The organism is Chromatiales bacterium, assembly GCA_014762505.1.
Classification (GTDB): Bacteria; Pseudomonadota; Gammaproteobacteria; order SpSt-1174; family SpSt-1174; genus SpSt-1174.
On sequence record JABURS010000032.1, the window covers coordinates 102,980 to 122,325 of the forward strand.

Consider the following 19,346-nt stretch of genomic DNA (forward strand, 5'->3'; position numbering starts at 1 on the left):
CCATGGAAGCCACCACACGCAACCGGATCATCACGCACCTCATCCTGTTCTGCTCGCTCGCGCTGGCCATGTTCCTGGCCCTGTTCGCACCGCAGTGGATACAGACCACCGCCGGGGCATGGATCATCGGCATCGTCGGGCTGGTCTTCGTCGCCACCCTGCTGGTGCTCACCTCCATCGCCTCCTTCGGCGACAGCATTCCGGGCAACACCTTCAGCGAGCTGCTGCGCGAGAGCACGCTCAACAGCACCTTCTATCCATGGGCGCTTTCCGTCTACATGGGCCGCTGGTTCCATCCGGTGGACGGACTCGAATCCCCACTGGGTCTCTTCGGTCCCGTGCTGCTGATGGCGCTGACCTGGGGGATCATCGTGCTGGGCGATGTACTGAGGAAGAAGGGAAAACGCATCTGGCCGTGGCTGATCGTGGCCCTGGGCTTTGCAACTGGCATCATCACCTGGCCGGCATAGGGAGAAACCGACATGCTCAGCAAACAGTTCATGACACACTTTGGCGTCGGCATGGCGCCCATCGCCGTGGTGCTGCTCGATGTGATCTTCGTCGGCCCGGGCGCGGGCAACGAACTGGTCGATGCCATGCGCTCCTCGGGCGCCACCCCGTTCATCGCCTGGGTGGTCGCCCTGTTCGTCGGGCACTGGTTCCATCCGGTGGATGACTTGAAGCCCGGCTTCGGCGTGATCGGCTTCCCCTGGAACTACATCATCTTCGGCGGGCTCACGCTCCTGGTCGGCCTGCTCAGCTTCCTGGTGATCCCCACCGAGAGCGTCTCCGGCTGGTTTCCGTTCGTGATGGTGTTTGCGGGCTATGCCGCCGGGGCCATCTTCTGGCCGGTGGGTCTGCAGCGCTAGAGGCCGTGCAGCCGCCGGATCTCGGCCAGGCGGTCATTGTCGTAGAACTGCACGTGGGCGTAATCCCTGAAGCTCTCCCAGCTGCCGCCCCAGTAGAGGCCCAGTATCGCGGCCTCTTCCCCCAGCGCCTGCCAGAAGGCGGCCGTCTCCGGCCGGTCCTCCCAGCCATAGCGTGAGTCGATGATGTCCACCGCCAGCGCCTCGGGGTGGCCATCGGGGCGGGTGGCGTTGTGAAAGCTGAAGGCGACCTGGCTGCGCCCCGTCTCGTACAACGCCTGCTGCAGCCCCAGCGAACGCCAGGCATAGAAGATCTTCGGCCGGAACCCCCTGGCGCGCAGCTTCTCGAGCATGAGCTCCACGGCCCGACGCATGGACGGGTGCAAGCTGAGCAGCTTCTTTTTCTCCGGCCACTGCGCGCTGTCGCCCGTCCAGTCTTCCTGCCCGCCGGCGACCGGCGCCGCAGAGAGCAGCGACAGGGTGCGACCGCCCGGGTCGACCCGGCCATCGGGCAGCGCCATCCCCACGTGCCGGCCCTGGAATGTCTCGATGGCCGCGATGGTCACGGGGCCGATCACGCCATCCACCAGCAGCGGCACACCGGGCAGGTCCGGATGGCGGTTCAACAGGGTCTGGATCTGTCTCGTGTCCTCGGCGTGATTCAGACCGCCCCGACCGACCGATGCCTGGATGCTCGACATATCGCCCCTCCCTTTGCAGATTAACGTCCGTATACACGCCGATGGCACGCCGCGATGGCGCCGCCGCTCACATCGGGTGTGAGTATAGACCAGGCATCGGTCGCACCCTCAGCCGCACGGCTGCGGCCCGCCGGCGGCCTCACACCGGGTCGTCGCTCAGACCCGCGGGCGCATCAGCAGGCCGAACACCCACCACAGCAGCCCCACACCCATGCCGAGCACCGCGAGCAGCGTGCCCGCCATGGCCAGCAGGCCGAGGCCGATGGGATTGCCATCCGCCGGACCGAAGGGGATGTACAGCAGCAGCGGCATCCAGCAGAGCATGCCCACCACCAGGCTCGTCACCAGGATCTTGAGCCCGATGTGCAGTTCACTGCGAAAGAATTCGGCGATCATGCCTCGATTCCTCTTTCCATTCCTGTTGATGCCTGTCGACACGAACCCGTGTGTCTTTCTACCGCCTGCCGCCTCGGCAGGCAAACCTGCGGCCTCATGCCGGCCCCGCCGGCCGCGCCATCAGCAGCAGGTTGCGCGGCGTGAGGGCGCGCGGGCAGAAGGCGGTCAGCGACACTGCGTAGCCCTGCGCCTCGAGCCCCAGCGCCATGTCGATCACCAGCAGGGCCTCCAGCGGGCGGCGGATGGCATGGCGCAGCAGCTCGAAGGCACGCACCTCGCGGGCGCGCCCGGCCGCCATGGTCCACAGGTGCATGGCCTCGTCGGCATCGGGCAGCGGCAGGTGCGCGGCCTGCGCGAGGCGACGCAGGTTGGCCGGCACGTCCTCGTCCCGCCGCCAGTCCAGCCCCGCCACCGAGGCCAGCGGCTGGCCGCTGGCCTGCGCCCAGCCCAGCAGCGCCAGCAGCCCCTGCTGCCGTGCCCGCGCCTGTGCCCGCTCGCGCGGGGCCGAGGTCACGGACTCCAGCACGGCGAGGCGCAGGTCCTCGCGCCCCAGCACGAGCCCGCTCGCCCGCCCGGCCGGCGAGCGCCAGTGCCAGGCGGCGTGCCGGGTGCGGTGATAACAGCAGGGGGACAGCGCGAGGTGTTCCACCGACGCGGCACCGGCGAGGTCCAGCAGGTGCAGATGCAGGTCGCCGCAGGCATGCAGGGCCACCACCTGGCTGTCCGCCGGGAGCGTGTCGGCCCGCGCAAGCACATCGCCCTGCACGGCCTTAAGCGCCACCCGGTCGCGGCGCGCCAGGGCGTCCGCCTGTGCGCAGAGCGCGGCGTCGCGCTCATACAGCACCACCGGCCGGCCACTGTGCATCGCCAGTAGCCGGCCGAGGTGCGACTTGCCGCCGCACCAGTCCACGATGCGCGCGGCCCGCAAGGGCCCGGTGGATAACACCGCCGCGGCGAAGCGCTCGATCTGCGACCACTTGCGCCCCGGCACGTCCCGGCTGGGGGCATGCCGGTCCGCCGGTGCCGGCAGGGGCGCGTCGCGCAGGGGGAAGGCCAGCAGGGGTTCGAGCGTGCCGAGGGCGGGCAGCCAGTTGGCGAGCCAGGCCCGCAGGGCCGCATCGTCGGCGGCATAGGCCGCGATCTCCTCGTCCGTCAGCGCCCGCAGGGCGGCGGCGAGTTCGGGGTGGTCGGCCTCCCAGGGAAGGCGGGGATGGTAAAACGGCGCCGGCCGCCACAGCGGGGCCGTCTCGCCGACGACACGGGCGAGGTGGGCAAGACGCTGTTCCAGGGAGGGCGAGGACATCGGCGGATCATAGCAGCCCGGCTGCCGACCCACGCGCTGGATTTGCGACCGGCCGGCGGCGCGCCTACCAGAGCTCGGGGCGATCCAGCGAGCGCGCACACCGCAGCCGGCCGCCAACCGCATCCAGCGCCTCGTCCTGCAAGGCCAGGGCCATCCATGCCTCCGGAAACACCGGCGTGTACGGCGCCTGCACCCGGTGCCGGTGGCTGAAGCCGAAGCGGCCGTAGTACTGCGGATCGCCCAGCACGAACACCAGCCGGACACCCTGCGCCCGCAGCCGCTCCAGCCCCTGTTCGACCAGCGCCCGCCCGATGCCCTGGCGCTGGCAGCGCCCCGCCACCGCCAGCGGCGCCAGGATCCGGGCCGGCACGTCCTCCCGGCCCGTCACCTGCACGGCACTGAAGATCACGCTCCCGACCACCTCGCCCTCCGACTCGGCCACCAGCGCGAGTACCGGCCTGGCCGTCTCGTCCGCCAGCAGCGCCAGGGCGAGCGCTGCCACCGCCTCGCCCTCCTCGCCGAAGAGGGGAAGATGCAGGGCCCTGATCGCCGCGTGATCGGCCGCCACCGCCTCGCGTATCTGCACGGTAATCCCCCTCGATAAAGATGCATGCATGATAGCAGCGGGGCTCTCAAAGCACGCCCCATCGTCTACCATGAGACCAGCACCGCTGCGGCAACCACCACGGCGACCAACCCCGCCCCCCATCAACCGAGAGGCCCGCGCCGCATGCAGCAGCCCACCCCCGACACCCGCCGCCGCAACAACCCACGCCGACAGCTCAACCGCCTGCTGCCGATCCTCATCATCGCCGCCTCCGGCGGCTACATCCTCGTGCAGGAGGTACCAGCCGTGAACCGCTGGTACCAGCAACTCACCGACCCCGGCCGCCTCGCCGCCACCGAGGCCTGCCAGCGCGCCGCCCTGGGCGCGGCCGACCGCCCCGAAACCGCGCGGCTGCGGCAGGAAGGCAAGGTGCACGAAACCCGGGACGGCTACTACATCGAGGGCGTGGAGATCGGCCACATGGGGGCAGACGGCGCGGAGGCGAGCTACCGCTTCAGCTGCTACACCGACCGGGACGGGCGGTTGCTGAGCGGGAGCCGGGAGGAGGAAGGGGTGGAGTCTGAGAGCCAAAAAACCGGGTCAGAGAGGAATTCCTTGTAACATCAAAGAATATTGCCCTCTGACCCGGGCTTTCTGCGCGTGCTTTTGCATTAGCGAAAGTGCGCGTCGGGTCAAACGCCCGCTGTAACGACTTGTTAATTGGCTGTTTGCGGGCTCTGCTCAACATTGCAATCAAATAGCCCCGGAATACTAGGCTGGAAAGGAAGCATATTTAGGAAGAGCCTCCAACTTTTCATCCCAATTCGCCCTGCTGTCCATGAATATATGCCCTTGGGGTCGGAGCGGCACATCTGTATCAAGGCTCCCAGCAGGCACGAGTAACGTGCCGTTCGTTTGCAGACTTGGCAGCGCCGAACCACAAACCGCACAAAAGCTTCTAACGTGGCGCGTTTCAGGCAAGTTATAGATGGTGACTTGCGATTCTCCAGACAGCCAACGCAGTTCAGCAACCTTAGAGAAAAGATTAGCGGCGTTGGATGAGCCCGTGTCTTTCCGGCAACGCGAACAATGGCAAAGAAAGAAACCCTCAAAGGGCCCGGTCACCTCGAAGCTAATCGCCCCGCATAGACATCCACCAGTATGTTTCACAGCATCACCCACCTGAATTTGTCGGCACGACCTAGCAAAAAACCGGGTCGGAGAGGAATCCCTTCTAATATTAAAGATTATTGCTCTCTGACCCGGGTTTCCGCTGCCATATATTCCGCCTTCGAGAAACCCAGGGGCAACATGCCGATAAACATTTGACGACCACCGTATTAGGTATACCGTAAGCTTCCCCGTCAAGTAGACAACCCAAAAGTAGAATCACTTGCCTGCTTGAGCACCTCTGCCGGCGTGAGCCCGCCGAGGCTGTCGTGGTCGCGCTCTTCGTTGTACTCGATCATCCAGGCCCAGGTCAGCTCGCGCACCTCGTCCAGGTCACGGAACAGCCAGGTGTTCAGTACCTCCGTCCGGTAACTGCGGTTGAACCGTTCGATATAGGCGTTCTGATTCGGCTTGCCGGGCTCGATGTAGTCGATCATGACACCATTGTCCTGGCACCACTGGGTGAAGACCTCGCCGAGAAACTCCGGGCCATTGTCGGTCCGCAGCACGTCCGGTAGGCCACGTTCCGCTTTGAGCTGCTCAAACACCCGCACCAGACGGGCACTCGGCAAGGATGTGTCGATCTCGATCGCCAGCGCCTCCCGGTTGAAGTCGTCGAGCACGTTGAAGGTGCGAAAACGCGTGCCGTTGTATAACGCATCGCTCATGAAGTCGGCCGACCACACCTGATTGGGGCGCTGCGGCACCATGAGCGGCTGAGGATCCCGGCTGGGGAGCCGTTTCCTGGTGCGCGCGCCCTGGTTCAGCCGTAGGCGGCAGTAAATCCGGTGCACTCGCTTGTGGTTCCAGCGGTGGCCATGACGGCGCAAGCGCCGGAACAGCTTCCAAAAACCCAGTCCCGGCTTCTCGGCGGACAAGGCCAGCAGCGCCTCCGCTACCGGACGGTCTCGCGCCATCCAATCGGTTAAGGGCCGATACCAGGCCGCACGGCTAAGCCCAACGCAGCGGCAGGCCTGCCGGACGGACAGGCCCTCTTCATCGAGCAGGAACTGCACCGCTGCGCGATTCTCCGGCGGCCTTAGAGCTTTTTTGCGATCAGGTTCTTCATGGCGTTGTTTTCCAGCGCCATCTCGGCGTACATGTGCTTGAGCTTCGCATTCTCCGCTTCCAGCTCCTTCAGCCGCTTCAGTTCGGAGGCGCCCAGGCCGCCGTACTTGGCCTTCCACTGGTAGTAACACGCCGAGCTGATGCCATGCTTGCGGCACACGTCCTTCACCGGCAAACCCGCTTCCGCCTCGTTCAGGATCGAAACAATCTGTGTTTCCGTAAATCGGGACTTTTTCATATGACCTCTCCTCGTGATATTTTGCCAAATATCCACTTCAGAGTGGTCTACTTATTGGGGAAGCTTACGATCATTCATGAGGGAGAGAGATGAAAGTTATTATTGGACTTCTTCTGGCGGCATCTGTCTTTTATATAACTCCCGCATTTTCTGAGGAGCTGACAGACGAAAAGCGTGCTGATATCGAAGAGCTACTGGAAGTGAGTAACTCGCTGGCTCTCGCTCAACAGATGAGCGAGGCATTCAACATGCAGATGATGGCTTATCTGAAAAGAGAAAGACCGAATGTTCCGTCGCATGTGATAGAAGGTCTGACTGAAGAAATTAATCGTGTGATTAGAGAGAATCTTCCAGATTTCGTAGAGCATGTCATCCCTATCTACCACAAACACTTCACTGCCGAAGAGATCAAGCAAATGATTGAGTTCCACTCAACAGATCTCGGTAAAAAGATAGTCAGGACGATGCCCATGCTTATGAAAGAGTCTATGGAGGCCGGGCAAGCATGGGGCAGAGGGCTGGAGAGTGTTATGGAAGAGAGAATAAGGACGAGGCTGGCGGAAGAAGGGTATCCACTCTGATCGCACAGAGTGGCCATTTTCCGATATGGCAGTGAGTCAGGGCATCTCCATGCCCATTGCAGGCGAACGAGTTAAAGCAGTGTATCAGCCCTTCCGCCCCGGCTTCTTCGTCACCACATGTATCGCCCGCCCCTCGATCGCAAGCGCGGCTTCGTGCACCGCCTCCGATAACGTCGGGTGGGCGAAGCAGGTGCGGGCGAGGTCTTCGGCCGAGGCCTGGAGTTCCATGGCGATGGTGGCCTCGCTGATGAGTTCGGACGCGCTGGGGCCGACGATGTGGGCGCCGAGGAGGCGGTCGGTGGCGGCGGCGGCGAGCAGTTTGACGAAGCCGTCGGTCTCGCCACGGGCCTGGGCACGGCCGCTGGCGGCGAGGGGGAAGACGCCCTTGTGGTAGGCCTCGCCAGCGGCAGTGAGTTCTTCCTCGCTACGCCCGACCCAGGCGATCTCCGGCTGGGTGTAGATCACCGAGGGGATGCAGCAGTAGTCCAGCGTGGAGGCCTGGCCGTTGATGCGCTCGACGACCATGATGCCTTCTTCCGATCCCTTGTGGGCCAGCATGGGGCCGCGCACCACGTCGCCGATGGCATACACGCCGGGCAGGTTGGTCTCGCAGTGTTCGTTGACGTGGATGTAACCCCGCTCGTCGAGCAGCAGCCCGCTCTCGGGGGTGTGGACGTCGTCCGACAGCGGGCGGCGGCCGACGGCGACGACCACGCGGTCGGTCTTGAGCGTGTGTGTCTTGCCGTCGGCGTCGGTGTAGTCGAGGCTGGCGCCTGACTTCGTGACGCGGGTGGTCATCAGCCGGCAGCCGAGGCGGATGTCCAGGCCCTGGTCGCGGAAGAGCTTGAGTGCGGTCTTGCCGACCTGGCCGTCGGCCACGGGCAGGAAGCGGTCCTGGGCCTCGAGCATCACGACCTCGGCACCGAGGCGACGCCAGACGCTGCCGAGCTCCAGGCCGATGACCCCGGCGCCGATCACGGCCAGGCGTTTCGGTACCTGGTCGAAGGCCAGGGCGCCGGTGGAGTCGACGACGACATCGCCATCCAGCGGTGCGCCGCCGAGTTCGATGGGGGTGGAGCCGGTGGCGATGATGACGTGCGCGGCGGTGAGTTCGCGGGGCTTCTGTTTGCCATGGGGGGTGAAGGCGACCTTGCCCGGTCCGAGCAGGCGGCCTGCGCCCTGCAGCCAGGTGATGCCGTTGCCCTTGAACAGGGTCTCGATGCCCTGGGTGAGGTGGTCGACCACGCCCTGCTTGCGCGCGTGCATGGCGGCGAGGTCCAGCTCGAGCTTGCCGATGCGGATGCCGTGATCGGCGCAGTGCCCGGCGGCCATCTCGTAATGTTCGCTGGATTCGAGCAGGGCCTTGGAGGGGATGCAGCCGGCGTTGAGGCAGGTGCCGCCGAGGGCGGGCCTGCCCTCGGGCGTGAGCCAGCGATCGATGCAGGCGGTCTTCATGCCGAGCTGGGCGGCGCGAATGGCGGCCACGTAGCCGGCCGGGCCGGCGCCGATGATGAGGATGTCGTAGTCTGCGCTCATGATGTCCGTGTCTTCGTCGCTGGTTGGGTGGGCGCCCCGCGGGGCGCGGGCTTCGTCAGACTTCCAGGAGCAGGCGCGCCGGGTCTTCCAGCATGTCCTTGACGGTGACGAGGAAGCGCACCGCGCTGCTGCCGTCGATCAGGCGATGGTCGTAGGACAGCGCCAGGTACATCATCGGCCGGATCACGATCTCGCCGTTTTCCACCACCGGGCGTTCCTCGATCTTGTGCATGCCGAGGATGCCGCTTTGCGGCGGGTTGAGGATGGGCGTGGACAGCAGCGAACCGAACACGCCGCCGTTGGAGATGGTGAAGGTGCCGCCGGTGAGCTCGTCCATGTCCAGCTTGCCGTCCTGCGCGCGCTGGCCGAGGTCGGCGATCCGCTTCTCGATGTCGGCGAAGCCGAGCTGGTCGGCAGCGCGCAGGATCGGCACCACCAGGCCGCGCGGCGAGGAGACGGCCACGCCGATGTCGAAGAAGCCGTGGTAGACGATGTCGTCGCCGTCGATGGAGGCGTTCACCTCGGGGAAGCGGCGCAGGGCCTCGACGCAGGCCTTGACGAAGAAGGACATGAAACCCAGACGCACGCCGTGGGCCTTCTCGAAACGGTCGCGATGGGTCTTGCGCAGCGCCATCACGGGGGCCATGTTCACCTCGTTGAAGGTGGTGAGCATGGCGGCCGTCTGCTGGGCCTCGATGAGGCGCTCGGCGATGCGCTTGCGCAGGCGCGTCATGGGCACGCGCTTCTCGGTGCGCTCGTCGCTGGCGGCGGGCGCTGCAGCGGGTTTGGCTGCCGGAGTGTCTGCGGCGGGCGGCGTTTCCTGTCTTGCTGCCGGTTGGGGCGCCGGTTTCTCCTGCTGCCGGGCCTCGAGGTGGGCCAGCACGTCTTCCTTGAGGATGCGCCCGTCCTTGCCGCTGCCATCGATCTTCGCAGGATCGAGTTCGTGCTCGTGCAGCAGCTTGCGCACGGCGGGGCTCAGCGCCGGGGCGGCCCGGGCGGCGGTCTTTTCCTCGCCCGCGTCGGCCGGCTTCCCTGTCTCCCTCGCCTCCAGCAGGCCGATGACCTGGCCGGCGGTGACCGTCGCGCCCTCGTCCTGGTCGATCTGCTTGAGCACGCCGGCGGCCGGGGCCGGCACCTCCAGCACGACCTTGTCGGTCTCGATGTCGACCAGGTTCTCGTCCTGCTCGACGCGTTCGCCCGGCTGCTTGTGCCAGGTGACGATGGTGGCGTCGGCCACCGATTCGGGGAGTGGCGGGATCTTGATCTCAGTGCTCATGTCGGTCTCGTTTCTTGTTCGTTGTCTGCGTCAGTCGCATTCATGGCTGTTGGGGACGAGCCCCAGGGCCTCGTCGACCAGGCGTTTCTGCTGCGCCACGTGCATGCTGTGGTAACCCACGGCCGGCGATGCGGAGTCGGGGCGTGTGACGTGGTGCAGGTAGTTCTGCGCGCCGAGCGCCTCCCGGATGTGGTGCTGTGAGTTGTACCAGGCGCCCTGGTTGAGCGGTTCTTCCTGGCACCAGATGAAGCAGTCGGCCTGTTTGTAGCGCGCCAGGGTCTTTTTCAGCGCCTCGTGCGGGAAGGGGTAGAGCTGCTCGATGCGGAGGATGACGATGTCCTCGCGCTCGAGTTCGCGCCGGCGCTCCAGCAGGTCGTAGTAGACCTTGCCGCTGCACATCACGATGCGCCGCACTCCCTTCGGATCGATGTCGTCGATCTCGTCGATCACGGCCTGGAAGCCGCCCTCGGTGAGGTCCTCGAGCGCGTTGACCGCGAGCTTGTGGCGCAGCAGGCTCTTGGGCGACATGACCACCAGGGGCTTGCGGTAGGGGCGCAGCATCTGCCGGCGCAGCATGTGGAAGACCTGTGCCGGCGTGGTGGGCACGCAGACCTGCATGTTGTGCTGGGCGCAGAGCTGCAGGTAGCGTTCCAGGCGTGCGGAGGAGTGCTCCGGGCCCTGGCCCTCGAAGCCGTGGGGCAGCAGCATGGTGAGCCCGCAGAGCCGCCCCCACTTCTGTTCGCCCGAGCTGATGAACTGGTCGATGACGACCTGGGCGCCGTTGGCGAAGTCGCCGAACTGCGCCTCCCAGATCACCAGCGTCTCGGGGGCGGCGGTGGCGTAGCCGTATTCGAAGCCGAGCACGCCCTCTTCCGACAGCAGGGAATCGATGACGAGGAAGTTCGCCTGGTCATCGGCGAGATGGCGCAGCGGCACGTGGGTGCCGTAACGCTGCTGGTTGTGCAGCACGGCGTGGCGGTGGACGAAGGTGCCGCGTCCCGCGTCCTGGCCGGAGAGGCGCACGGCATAGCCCTCGGTGACCAGCGTGGCATAGGCCATGTTCTCGGCGAAGCCCCAGTCCACCGCCAGCGCCCCCTGGGCCATCTTGCGCCGGTCGTCGAGGATCTTGGCCACGCGCGCATTCACCTCGAAGCCCTCGGGCAGGGCCAGCATGCGCTCGGCCAGCTCGCGGATGCGCTTTTGCGGCACGGCGGTCTCGGCGGGCTCCGTCCACTCGTGGCCGGCATAGCGCGACCAGTCGACGGAGAAGGCCCGCTCGGCCCGCTCCGGCGGCAGCCATTCGTCCACCATGCAGTCGCCCGCCTCCAGCCGTGCGCGCACGTCCTTCTGCAGCTGTTCGGCCTCGCCCTCGGCCAGCACGCCCTCCGCGGTCAGGCGCTCGGCATAGAGGGCGCGCGTGGTCGGCAGGGCGCGGATGCGCTGGTACATCATCGGCTGGGTGGCGGCCGGCTCGTCGGCCTCGTTGTGGCCGTGACGGCGGTAGCAGAACAGGTCGATGACCACGTCCTTGCGGAAGGTCATGCGGAAGTCGAGCGCGAGCTGGGTGACGAAGGCCACGGCCTCGGGGTCGTCACCGTTCACGTGCAGGATGGGGGCGTTGACCATCTTCACCACGTCGGTGCAGTAGTAGGTGGAGCGGGCGTCCTTCTGCGTGCTGGTGGTGAAGCCGATCTGGTTGTTGATGACGATGTGCACCGTGCCCTTGGTGGAGAAGCCGCGCGTCTGCGACATGTTGAGCGTCTCCATCACCACGCCCTGGCCGGCAAAGGCCGCATCGCCGTGGATCAGCACCGGCAGCACCTGCTGGCCGTGGCGGTCGTCGCGCCGCTCCTGGCGGGCGCGCACCGAGCCCTCCACCACCGGGTTGACGATCTCCAGGTGCGAGGGGTTGAAGGCCAGTGCCAGGTGCACCGGGCCGCCCGGGGTCTGCACATCGGAGGAGAAGCCCTGGTGGTATTTCACGTCGCCGGTGCGTTCGCCGTTGTGGTTCCTGCCCTCGAATTCCTGGAACAGCTCGCGCGGGGTCTTGCTCAGCACGTTCACCAGCACGTTGAGCCGGCCGCGGTGGGCCATGCCCAGCACGATCTCCTTCGCCCCGTGCTCGCCGGCGCGCTGCACCAGGCGGTCGAGCAGGGGGATGAGGCTCTCGCCCCCTTCCAGCGAGAAGCGTTTCTGGCCGACGTACTTCGCGTGCAGGTACTGCTCCAGGCCTTCGGCCGCGGAGAGCTTATACAGCAGGCGCCGGCGCGCGTCGGCATCCAGCGCCGGGTTGGCGCGGGTGCTTTCCACGCGTTGCTGCAGCCAGCGTTTCTCCTCGGTGTTGGTGATGTGCATGTACTCCACGCCGATGTGGTGGCAGTACGTGCGCCTGAGGGTGTCGAGGATCTCGGCCAGCGTCGCCTCGCGCGGGCCGGTGAGCGAGCCGGTGTGAAAACGCAGGTTGAGGTCGGCCTCGCCCAGGCCGTGGTGGGCGAGGGTGAGTTCCGGGATGTCGGGGGTCTTCGCCAGGCCCAGCGGGTCGAGCTCGGCGAGCTGGTGGCCGCGGAAGCGGTAGGCGTTGATGAGCTGCAGCACCCGCACCTGCTTGCGTTCGTGGTCCAGGGTGACGGCGTCCACCGGCCGCTCGGCCGCGCCCGGGCGGCGGTGCCGGGCGAGGTTGCGAAACTCGCGGCGGATCTCGGAATGCGGCACGTCGATCTCGGTGCCGTTCACGCGCGGCAGGCCGTCGAAGACGTCGCGCCAGCGGGCCGCCACCGAGGCGGGGTCCTGCAGGTAGCGCTCGTAGAGGGTTTCGAGGTAGGCGGCGTTGGCGCCGGCCAGTGGCGAGCTGCGCCACAGGTCCTGCATGCTCTTGGGGTTGTCGTCCTGGCTCATCGAGGGTTGCGGGTCGTCTGTATGTCGTTTGTCTTTATATAGTGTAGCCAAAGCAGGACATGTTCCGCCTGTTGGTGTTTTGTCGGGTGCGGCCGGTGCATCTGGTAGAATTCCGCCGATGGACGTCACTCCGATCATCGATCCCCTCAACGCCGCCCAGCGCGAGGCCGTCACCGCGCCTCCCCAGCCGGTACTGGTGCTTGCCGGTGCCGGCTCCGGCAAGACCCGCGTACTGGTGCACCGCATCGCCTGGCTGATCCAGGTGGAGAATGTGTCCCCCTACGCCATCATGGCCGTGACCTTCACCAACAAGGCGGCCGGAGAGATGCGCGGGCGCATCGAGGCGCTGCTGGGCGTGCCGGCCGGCGGCATGTGGGTGGGCACCTTCCACGGCCTGGCGCACCGCCTGCTGCGCGCCCACTGGCGCGAGGCCGACCTGCCGCAGGGCTTCCAGATCATCGACGCCGACGACCAGCTGCGCATGGTCAAGCGCGTGATGCGCGAGCTGGAGGTGGACGAGTCGCGCTGGCCGCCCAAGCAGGCCATGTGGTACATCAACGGCCGCAAGGACGAGGGTCAGCGCCCTGAACACATCCCGGACACCGGCGACCCCTTCGTGCGCCAGATGGTGCGCATCTACAGCGCCTACGAGGCCGCCTGCCGCCGCGCCGGCGCGGTGGACTTCGCCGAGCTGCTGCTGCGTGCGCTGGAGCTGTTGCGCGACAACGCCTCGCTGCTGCACCACTACCAGCAGCGCTTCCGCCACATCCTGGTGGACGAGTTCCAGGACACCAACGGCCTGCAGTACGCCTGGCTGCGGCTGCTCGCCGGCGAAAAGAACCCGATCTTCGCCGTGGGCGACGACGACCAGTCCATCTACGGCTGGCGCGGCGCGCGCATCGAGAACATCCAGAGCTTCACCCGCGACTTCCCGCAGGCGCAGACCGTGCGCCTGGAACAGAACTACCGCTCCACCCAGACCATCCTGGATGCCGCCAATGCCCTGATCGAGAACAACGACGGGCGCATGGGCAAGAACCTGTGGACCGAGGGCGAGCGCGGCGAGCCGATCCGCCTGTACACGGCCTACAACGAGCAGGACGAGGCGCGCTTCGTCGCCGACCGCATCCGCGACTGGGTGGCGCAGGGCCATCGCCGCGACGAGGCGGCCATCCTCTACCGCTCCAACGCCCAGTCGCGCGTGTTCGAGGAGACCTTCATGGCGCTGGGCATCCCCTACCGCGTGTACGGGGGGCTGCGCTTCTTCGAGCGCGCCGAGATCCGCGACGCGCTGGCCTACCTGCGCCTGGTGGCCAACCGCAACGACGACGCCTCCTTCGAGCGTGTGGTCAACCAGCCGGCGCGCGGCCTGGGCGAGCGTACCCTGGCACAGATCCGCGAACGGGCGCGCCACGATGACGTGCCGCTGTGGCAGGCCGCCGAGACCCTGCTGGCGCACCAGGCCCTGACCGCGCGCGCGGCCAATGCCCTGCGCGGCTTCACCGCCCTGATCGAGGCCATGGCCGCGGCCGTCGGCGACCTGCCGCTGGCCGAGCAGGTCGAGCACGTGGTCGCGCACTCGGGGCTGAAGGAACACTACGGCAAGGAGAAGGGCGAGAAGGGCCAGGCGCGGCTGGACAACCTGGACGAGCTGGTTAACGCGGCGCAGGGCTTCGTGCTCGACCCCGAGGTGCATGAACACATGGACGCGCTGTCGGCCTTTCTCTCCCACGCCGCGCTGGAGGCCGGCGAGGGCCAGGGGGCGGCCTGGGAGGACTGCGTGCAGATGATGACCCTGCACGCGGCCAAGGGCCTGGAGTTCCCGCTGGTGTTCCTGGCCGGCATGGAGGAGGGGCTGTTCCCGCACCAGATGTCGCTGGACGAGCCGGGGCGGCTGGAGGAGGAGCGCCGGCTCTGCTACGTGGGCATCACCCGCGCGCGCCGCCTGCTCTACCTCAGCTGCGCCGAGCGCCGTCGCCTGCACGGCTCGGAGCGCTACAATCTGCCTTCGCAGTTCATCGGCGAGATCCCGGGCGAGCTCATCGAGGAGATCCGCCCGCGGGTGTCGATCTCCCAGCCGGTGTACCGGCCGGCGGCCCACAGGCCGGTCGACCCGCCGCCCGAGCCGGGGCTGGGCGTCGGCCAGCGCGTGCGTCATCCCAAGTTCGGCGAGGGCCTGGTGATCGACTACGAGGGGCAGGGCAGCCACGCCCGCGTGCAGGTAAACTTTGCCGACGCGGGCGACAAGTGGCTGGTGCTGGCCTACGCGAACCTGCAACCGCTCTAGATCTGCAGACACCGGAACGAGAACACATACCAAGGAGGCCTGTTTCATGAAACGACGCGACTTTCTCAAGGGCGCCGGCGTCGGCGCGTTTGCCGTGGGCGCCTCGGCGCTGTCGGGCTGCAACCGCGACGAGGCGGGCGCCACCCCCGCGGCGGCGCGCTCGCAGGAGACCTTCGAGTGGAAGATGGTCACCACCTGGCCGAAGAACTTCCCGGGCATGGGCACCAGCGCCGAGAAGCTCGCCAGCCTCATCGGCGAGATGTCGGGCGGGCGGCTCACCATCCGCGTCTTCGGCGGCGGCGAGCTGGTGCCGGCGCTGGATGTGTTCGACACCGTGAGCCAGGGCGGGGCCGAGATGGGCCACGGCGCGGCCTACTACTGGAAGAGCAAGAGCGACGTCTTCCCCTTCTTCTCCACCGTGCCCTTCGGCATGAATGCCGAGGAGATGAATGCCTGGCTGCACTACGGCGGCGGGCTGGAGCTGTGGAAGGAGGCCTACGCCCCCTATGGCGTGATCCCGGCGGCGGCCGGCAATACCGGCGTGCAGATGGCCGGCTGGTTCAACAAGGAGATCAACCGCCTGGAGGACCTGCGGGGCCTGAAGATGCGCATCCCGGGCCTGGGCGGCGAGGTGCTCCAGCGCGCCGGCGGCACGCCGGTGAACATGGCCGGCGGCGAGCTGTTCCTGGCCATGCAGACCGGCGCGCTGGACGCGCTGGAATGGGTCGGCCCCTACAACGACCTCGCCTTCGGCCTGCACAAGGTGGCGAAGTACTACTACTACCCGGGCTGGCACGAGCCGGGCACCACGCTCGAGGCCATCATCAACCAGGCCGCCTTCGACAAGCTGCCGGCCGACCTGCAGAGCATCGTCATCAACGCCTGCCGCGTGGTGAACCAGGACATGCTCAATCTCTACACCGCGCGCAACCACGACGCCCTGCAGACCCTGGTGAAGGAGCACGGGGTGGACGTGCGCCGCCTGCCGGACGACGTGCTGGAACGCCTGCGCGGGCTGTCGGAAGAGGTGGTGGGCGAGCTGGTCGGCAACAACGACTTCGCCCGGCGCGTGTACGACTCCTACGGGAGCTTCCGCGACCAGGCCGTCCAGTGGCACGACATCTCGGAACGCGCCTATTTCGAGGTGCGTGGGGGGTGAGGAGTTAGGGGTGAGGAGTTAGGGTCTCTATCCCTCACGCCTCACTCCACCCTCCTCATGTCTCAGAACAGATTGACCGTCAGGCTGATGAAGTCGACGTCGGCATCGTCGCCGTCGATGCGGGTGTATTCCAGCTCGAGCTGGGCGACGCCCAGGCTGAAGCCCACGCCCAGTCCGGCGGAGGGGTCGGTGCTGGTCTGCGAGAAGCTGCCGACGGAGACGTCGGAGCGCACGATGCCGCCCTTGGCCTTGAGGTAGGCGGGCCCGGCGGAGCGGAACACGGCGTAGCCGCCCAGGGTGTCGATCTCCCAGTCGCTGTTGCCAAAGCCGCTGCCCTCGTCGACGGTGGTGGTGTATTCCCCCTCCAGGCTCAGGTCGCCGGCCACCAGGCCGGCGATGTCGCGACCGATCACGACCCCGGCATTGGTGGCGTCATCGAAGCCGTTGGCGTCGGTGGCCATGAGGCCGGCCTTGGCGCCGAGGTACCAGCCATCGGCCAGGGCGGCACCGGGACCGGCGAGCAGGGCGGCAGCGAGCAGGGCGTGGGAGATGCGGTGTGTCATCGGGTCGTCCTCGTTGGGTGGTTTGACCCAGTCTAGCCGGCCGGACCGGTAGGCGCTGCGACCCGTCTCACGAATGCACGGGCCCGGATACCCGCGGCCCCGGTGTGGTGATAGCATCGCAGGGCCAGGGGGGATGCCGTCCGTCGGGCGGCAACTGCTGGAACCATAACAACACAGGGAGAAACACCATGTCTGAAGCAAATCCGTATACCGCGCCGGGCAGCGCGGTGGCCGATGCCACCGTGGCCTTTGCCGAGCCGAAGTTCTTCGGTACCGGGCGCCTGGGTCGCCTGCGCTATTTCGGTTACAGCGTCCTGTTCTCGCTCCTGCTCTTCGTCGTGCTGGGTATCGCCGGGGCGGTGCTGACGCCGATGATGAGCGCCAGCCCCGAGGCGGCCGGCGCGACCATCATGGCCGTCTATGGGGCGGTCGTCATCCTCAGTATCGTGATTTCCGTATTCCTCGGCGTGCAGCGTCTGCACGACATGGGCTACAGCGGCTGGCTGTGGCTGCTGCTGCTGGTGCCGATCGTCAACATCCTCATGTCGCTGTTCATGCTCTTCGCGCCGGGGACGGACGGCGAGAACGCTTATGGCCTGCCGCCCAAGCCGAATACGACGGGCGTCTACCTGATGGCCCTGGCCGTGCCGGTGGTCATGATCTTTGTCGTCGGTGTGCTGGCGGCGATCGCGATCCCGGCCTACCAGGACTATGTCGAGCGTGCGCAGCAGATGCAGATGGACGGTTACAACCGCTGACCGGCCGCGCTATGCTGAACGGACGAACGGCCGGGTTTCCGGCCGTTCGTCTTTCTGCGCCTGCCCGGGAGTCCCGTATGAACAAGCCCTTTGCCGAATCCTGTGAACAGAACCGCGGCCCCATCCTCGAGGTGCTGGTCGCGCTCTTCGACCGGCCGGGGCGGGTGCTGGAGCTGGGGTCGGGGACCGGCCAGCACGCGGTGTATTTCCCGCTGCATCTGCCGCAGCTGGACTGGCAGCCGACGGACGTGGCCGGGGCCCTGCCGGGCATCCGGCTGTGGCTGGCCGAGGCCGGCCTGCCCAACGTGCGGGAGCCGCTGGCGCTGGACGTATGTGCGGACCCGTGGCCGGCCGGGCCCTACGACTACGTCTTCTCCGCCAATACCGCGCACATCATGCACTGGGCCGCGGTGGAGGCGATGTTCGCCGGCATCGGCCGGGTGCTGGGCGCCGGCGGGCGCTTTGCGCTCTACGGGCCCTTCAACCGCGAGGGGCGCTACACCAGCGAGAGCAATGCGCGCTTCGATGCCTGGCTGAAGGCGCGCGATCCGGGTAGCGGCGTGCGCGACCTGGAGGCCCTGGATGCCCTGGCACGGGCCGAGGGACTGGTGCTCGCGCAGGACATCGCCATGCCCGCCAACAACGCCATCCTCTGCTGGGAACGGCCGGCCTGAGCCCAACCCGCGTGGCGCCAGCGACGCGTATGGGCAAATCGCCCAAATCGCGGTTTTGCGCCCGATTTCTTTGCCCGCCCCCGCCGGCCTGCGTAAAATCGCGCCCATATCTGAACAGAGCGGACACCGATCCGCCGTTGAGCGCCCGCGGGCGCAGCCAAAGGAAGACAGAGATGACCCATATCCGGAGACTCGAGCCGGGTGGGCTGCGCAGTGCCGCCATGCCGGCCGACGGCCTCGGCGGACACTGCAGCCAAGTGCGGTCAACGGACTCGCGCCGCAAATCCCAGGTGGTCGTCATCGACGACCAGCTCACCGGCCGCCGCATCCTCGAGGAGCTGTTGCGCTCGCTCGACGACGCCGTGGAGGTGGTGGGCTATCCCGACGCCGAGACGGCACTGGCGGCCTGCGGCGGGCGCCTGCCCGACCTGGTGCTGACCGATTACCGGATGCCGGGCATGGACGGCATCGAGCTGGTGCGCCGCCTGCGCCAGCTGCCCGATGGCCAGGACCTGCCCGTGGTGATGGTGACCGTGGTCGACGACCGCGCGTTGCGTTACCGCGCGCTGGATGCCGGTGTCACCGACTTCCTGAACCGCCCCATCGATCCCCACGAATGCCGTGCACGCTGCCGCAACCTGCTCGCGCTGCGCCGGCAGCAGAGGCTGCTGCGCGACCGCAGCCGCTGGCTGGAGGACCAGGTGGCCGTGGCCACCCGCGAGATCCGGGCGCGCGAACGCGAGGCCCTGCTGCGGCTGGCGCGGGCGGGCGAATACCGCTGCGAGAGTACCGGCAACCACATCCACCGCATCGCGGCCTTCTCCCGCCTGATCGCCGAAGGCCTGCAGCTGCCGCTGGCCGACTGCCTGGAGATCGAGATGGCGGCCACCCTGCACGACGTGGGCAAGACCGGTCTGCCGGACAGCGTGCTGCACAAGCAGGGCTCGCTGAGCGCGGCCGAGGTCGAGATCCTGCAGGGACATACCGTGATCGGCTACGAGATCCTCAAGGACAGCCCGTCACGCTACATCCGTCGCGGTGCCGAGATCGCACTGGGTCATCATGAGCACTACGACGGAACCGGCTATCCTAATGGTCTGAGCGGTGAGGAAATTCCGCTGGCGGCGCGCATCGTCGCGGTGGCCGATACCTTCGAGGAGCTGACGGCGCGACGTCCGTACAAGACGGCCCTGTCGCTCAGCGAGGCCACGGCCCGCCTGCGGGAGCTCAGTGGTCGTGCCCTGGACCCGACCTGCGTGGATGCCTTCCTGCAGGGCATCGGGCAGGTGCGCGAGATCCAGCAACGCTACGCCGACCACGCGTAAGCC

Annotated in this window: 19 protein-coding genes; 9 read left to right on the forward strand and 10 right to left on the reverse strand. The window is 67.1% G+C overall.

The features are described 5' to 3' along the window. Positions 1 to 2 precede the first annotated feature (2 nt). Both HUJ28_05435 and HUJ28_05440 read left to right on the forward strand, forming a co-directional pair. Positions 3 to 470 (forward strand): hypothetical protein, encoded by a 468-nt coding sequence (locus tag HUJ28_05435; GenBank protein ID MBD3618895.1) that lies wholly within the window; start codon positions 3 to 5, stop codon positions 468 to 470. A 12-nt stretch (positions 471 to 482) separates the two neighbouring features. Further along, entirely contained in the window at positions 483 to 869 is a 387-nt protein-coding gene (locus HUJ28_05440) for a hypothetical protein (protein MBD3618896.1), read from the forward strand. On the opposite strand, the gene HUJ28_05445 is transcribed toward HUJ28_05440, so the two are convergent. From HUJ28_05445 to HUJ28_05460, 4 genes are all read right to left on the reverse strand, one after another. Then, positions 866 to 1,567, reverse strand: coding sequence for a M15 family metallopeptidase (locus HUJ28_05445; protein ID MBD3618897.1), 702 nt, complete (start codon positions 1,565 to 1,567; stop codon positions 866 to 868). The genes HUJ28_05440 and HUJ28_05445 overlap by 4 nt on opposite strands. Positions 1,568 to 1,723: 156 nt before the next feature. Then, positions 1,724 to 1,963, reverse strand: a complete 240-nt coding sequence (locus HUJ28_05450) for a hypothetical protein (protein MBD3618898.1) — start codon at positions 1,961 to 1,963, stop codon at positions 1,724 to 1,726. A gap of 94 nt (positions 1,964 to 2,057) precedes the next feature. Next, positions 2,058 to 3,266 (reverse strand): methyltransferase, encoded by a 1,209-nt coding sequence (locus HUJ28_05455; GenBank protein ID MBD3618899.1) that lies wholly within the window; start codon positions 3,264 to 3,266, stop codon positions 2,058 to 2,060. A gap of 64 nt (positions 3,267 to 3,330) precedes the next feature. After that, complete coding sequence (locus HUJ28_05460; protein ID MBD3618900.1) at positions 3,331 to 3,852, reverse strand: N-acetyltransferase; 522 nt, start codon at positions 3,850 to 3,852, stop codon at positions 3,331 to 3,333. Between the two features lie 144 nt (positions 3,853 to 3,996). On the opposite strand from HUJ28_05460, the gene HUJ28_05465 reads away from it, so the two are divergent. Continuing rightward, complete coding sequence (locus HUJ28_05465; protein ID MBD3618901.1) at positions 3,997 to 4,434, forward strand: hypothetical protein; 438 nt, start codon at positions 3,997 to 3,999, stop codon at positions 4,432 to 4,434. Between the two features lie 150 nt (positions 4,435 to 4,584). Here the strand turns inward: HUJ28_05465 and HUJ28_05470 are convergent, their stop codons facing one another. Continuing rightward, positions 4,585 to 4,983 (reverse strand): GFA family protein, encoded by a 399-nt coding sequence (locus HUJ28_05470; GenBank protein ID MBD3618902.1) that lies wholly within the window; start codon positions 4,981 to 4,983, stop codon positions 4,585 to 4,587. A gap of 194 nt (positions 4,984 to 5,177) precedes the next feature. Continuing rightward, a protein-coding gene (locus HUJ28_05475) for an IS3 family transposase (GenBank protein MBD3618903.1) occupies positions 5,178 to 6,289 on the reverse strand; the annotation gives its coding sequence in 2 pieces (ribosomal slippage) (positions 5,178 to 6,037 and positions 6,037 to 6,289; 1,113 coding nt in all). Positions 6,290 to 6,378: 89 nt separating this feature from the next. On the opposite strand from HUJ28_05475, the gene HUJ28_05480 reads away from it, so the two are divergent. Further along, on the forward strand, positions 6,379 to 6,870 hold the full coding sequence (locus tag HUJ28_05480) for a DUF2059 domain-containing protein (protein ID MBD3618904.1): 492 nt from the start codon (positions 6,379 to 6,381) through the stop codon (positions 6,868 to 6,870). Positions 6,871 to 6,954: 84 nt separating this feature from the next. Here HUJ28_05480 and lpdA read toward each other — a convergent pair whose 3' ends face one another. The 3 genes from lpdA to HUJ28_05495 are packed head-to-tail and all read right to left on the reverse strand — an operon-like array spanning position 6,955 to position 12,577. After that, positions 6,955 to 8,406, reverse strand: coding sequence for a dihydrolipoyl dehydrogenase (gene lpdA, locus HUJ28_05485; GenBank protein ID MBD3618905.1), 1,452 nt, complete (start codon positions 8,404 to 8,406; stop codon positions 6,955 to 6,957). Between the two features lie 55 nt (positions 8,407 to 8,461). Continuing rightward, positions 8,462 to 9,682: a 2-oxoglutarate dehydrogenase complex dihydrolipoyllysine-residue succinyltransferase gene (odhB, locus tag HUJ28_05490; protein ID MBD3618906.1), complete on the reverse strand. Its 1,221-nt coding sequence runs from the start codon at positions 9,680 to 9,682 to the stop codon at positions 8,462 to 8,464. A gap of 30 nt (positions 9,683 to 9,712) precedes the next feature. After that, positions 9,713 to 12,577 (reverse strand): 2-oxoglutarate dehydrogenase E1 component, encoded by a 2,865-nt coding sequence (locus HUJ28_05495; protein MBD3618907.1) that lies wholly within the window; start codon positions 12,575 to 12,577, stop codon positions 9,713 to 9,715. 118 nt (positions 12,578 to 12,695) lie between these two features. Here HUJ28_05495 and uvrD point away from each other — a divergent pair, with 118 nt between their 5' ends. Together uvrD and dctP are read left to right on the forward strand one after the other, a co-directional pair. After that, entirely contained in the window at positions 12,696 to 14,864 is a 2,169-nt protein-coding gene (gene uvrD, locus HUJ28_05500) for a DNA helicase II (protein ID MBD3618908.1), read from the forward strand. A 46-nt stretch (positions 14,865 to 14,910) separates the two neighbouring features. Further along, positions 14,911 to 16,023, forward strand: coding sequence for a TRAP transporter substrate-binding protein DctP (gene dctP / locus HUJ28_05505; GenBank protein MBD3618909.1), 1,113 nt, complete (start codon positions 14,911 to 14,913; stop codon positions 16,021 to 16,023). A 62-nt stretch (positions 16,024 to 16,085) separates the two neighbouring features. On the opposite strand, the gene HUJ28_05510 is transcribed toward dctP, so the two are convergent. Further along, the gene (locus HUJ28_05510; GenBank protein ID MBD3618910.1) at positions 16,086 to 16,586 is read right to left on the reverse strand and encodes an outer membrane beta-barrel protein; all 501 of its coding nucleotides are present in this window, start codon (positions 16,584 to 16,586) and stop codon (positions 16,086 to 16,088) included. 188 nt (positions 16,587 to 16,774) lie between these two features. Here HUJ28_05510 and HUJ28_05515 point away from each other — a divergent pair, with 188 nt between their 5' ends. The 3 genes from HUJ28_05515 to HUJ28_05525 all read left to right on the forward strand — a co-directional run bounded on the left by HUJ28_05515 (position 16,775) and on the right by HUJ28_05525 (position 19,343). Further along, positions 16,775 to 17,344, forward strand: a complete 570-nt coding sequence (locus HUJ28_05515) for a DUF805 domain-containing protein (GenBank protein ID MBD3618911.1) — start codon at positions 16,775 to 16,777, stop codon at positions 17,342 to 17,344. Positions 17,345 to 17,421: 77 nt separating this feature from the next. Beyond that, positions 17,422 to 18,018 (forward strand): DUF938 domain-containing protein, encoded by a 597-nt coding sequence (locus HUJ28_05520; protein ID MBD3618912.1) that lies wholly within the window; start codon positions 17,422 to 17,424, stop codon positions 18,016 to 18,018. 221 nt (positions 18,019 to 18,239) lie between these two features. Continuing rightward, the gene (locus HUJ28_05525; GenBank protein ID MBD3618913.1) at positions 18,240 to 19,343 is read left to right on the forward strand and encodes a response regulator; all 1,104 of its coding nucleotides are present in this window, start codon (positions 18,240 to 18,242) and stop codon (positions 19,341 to 19,343) included. The last annotated feature ends 3 nt before the right edge of the window (positions 19,344 to 19,346 follow it).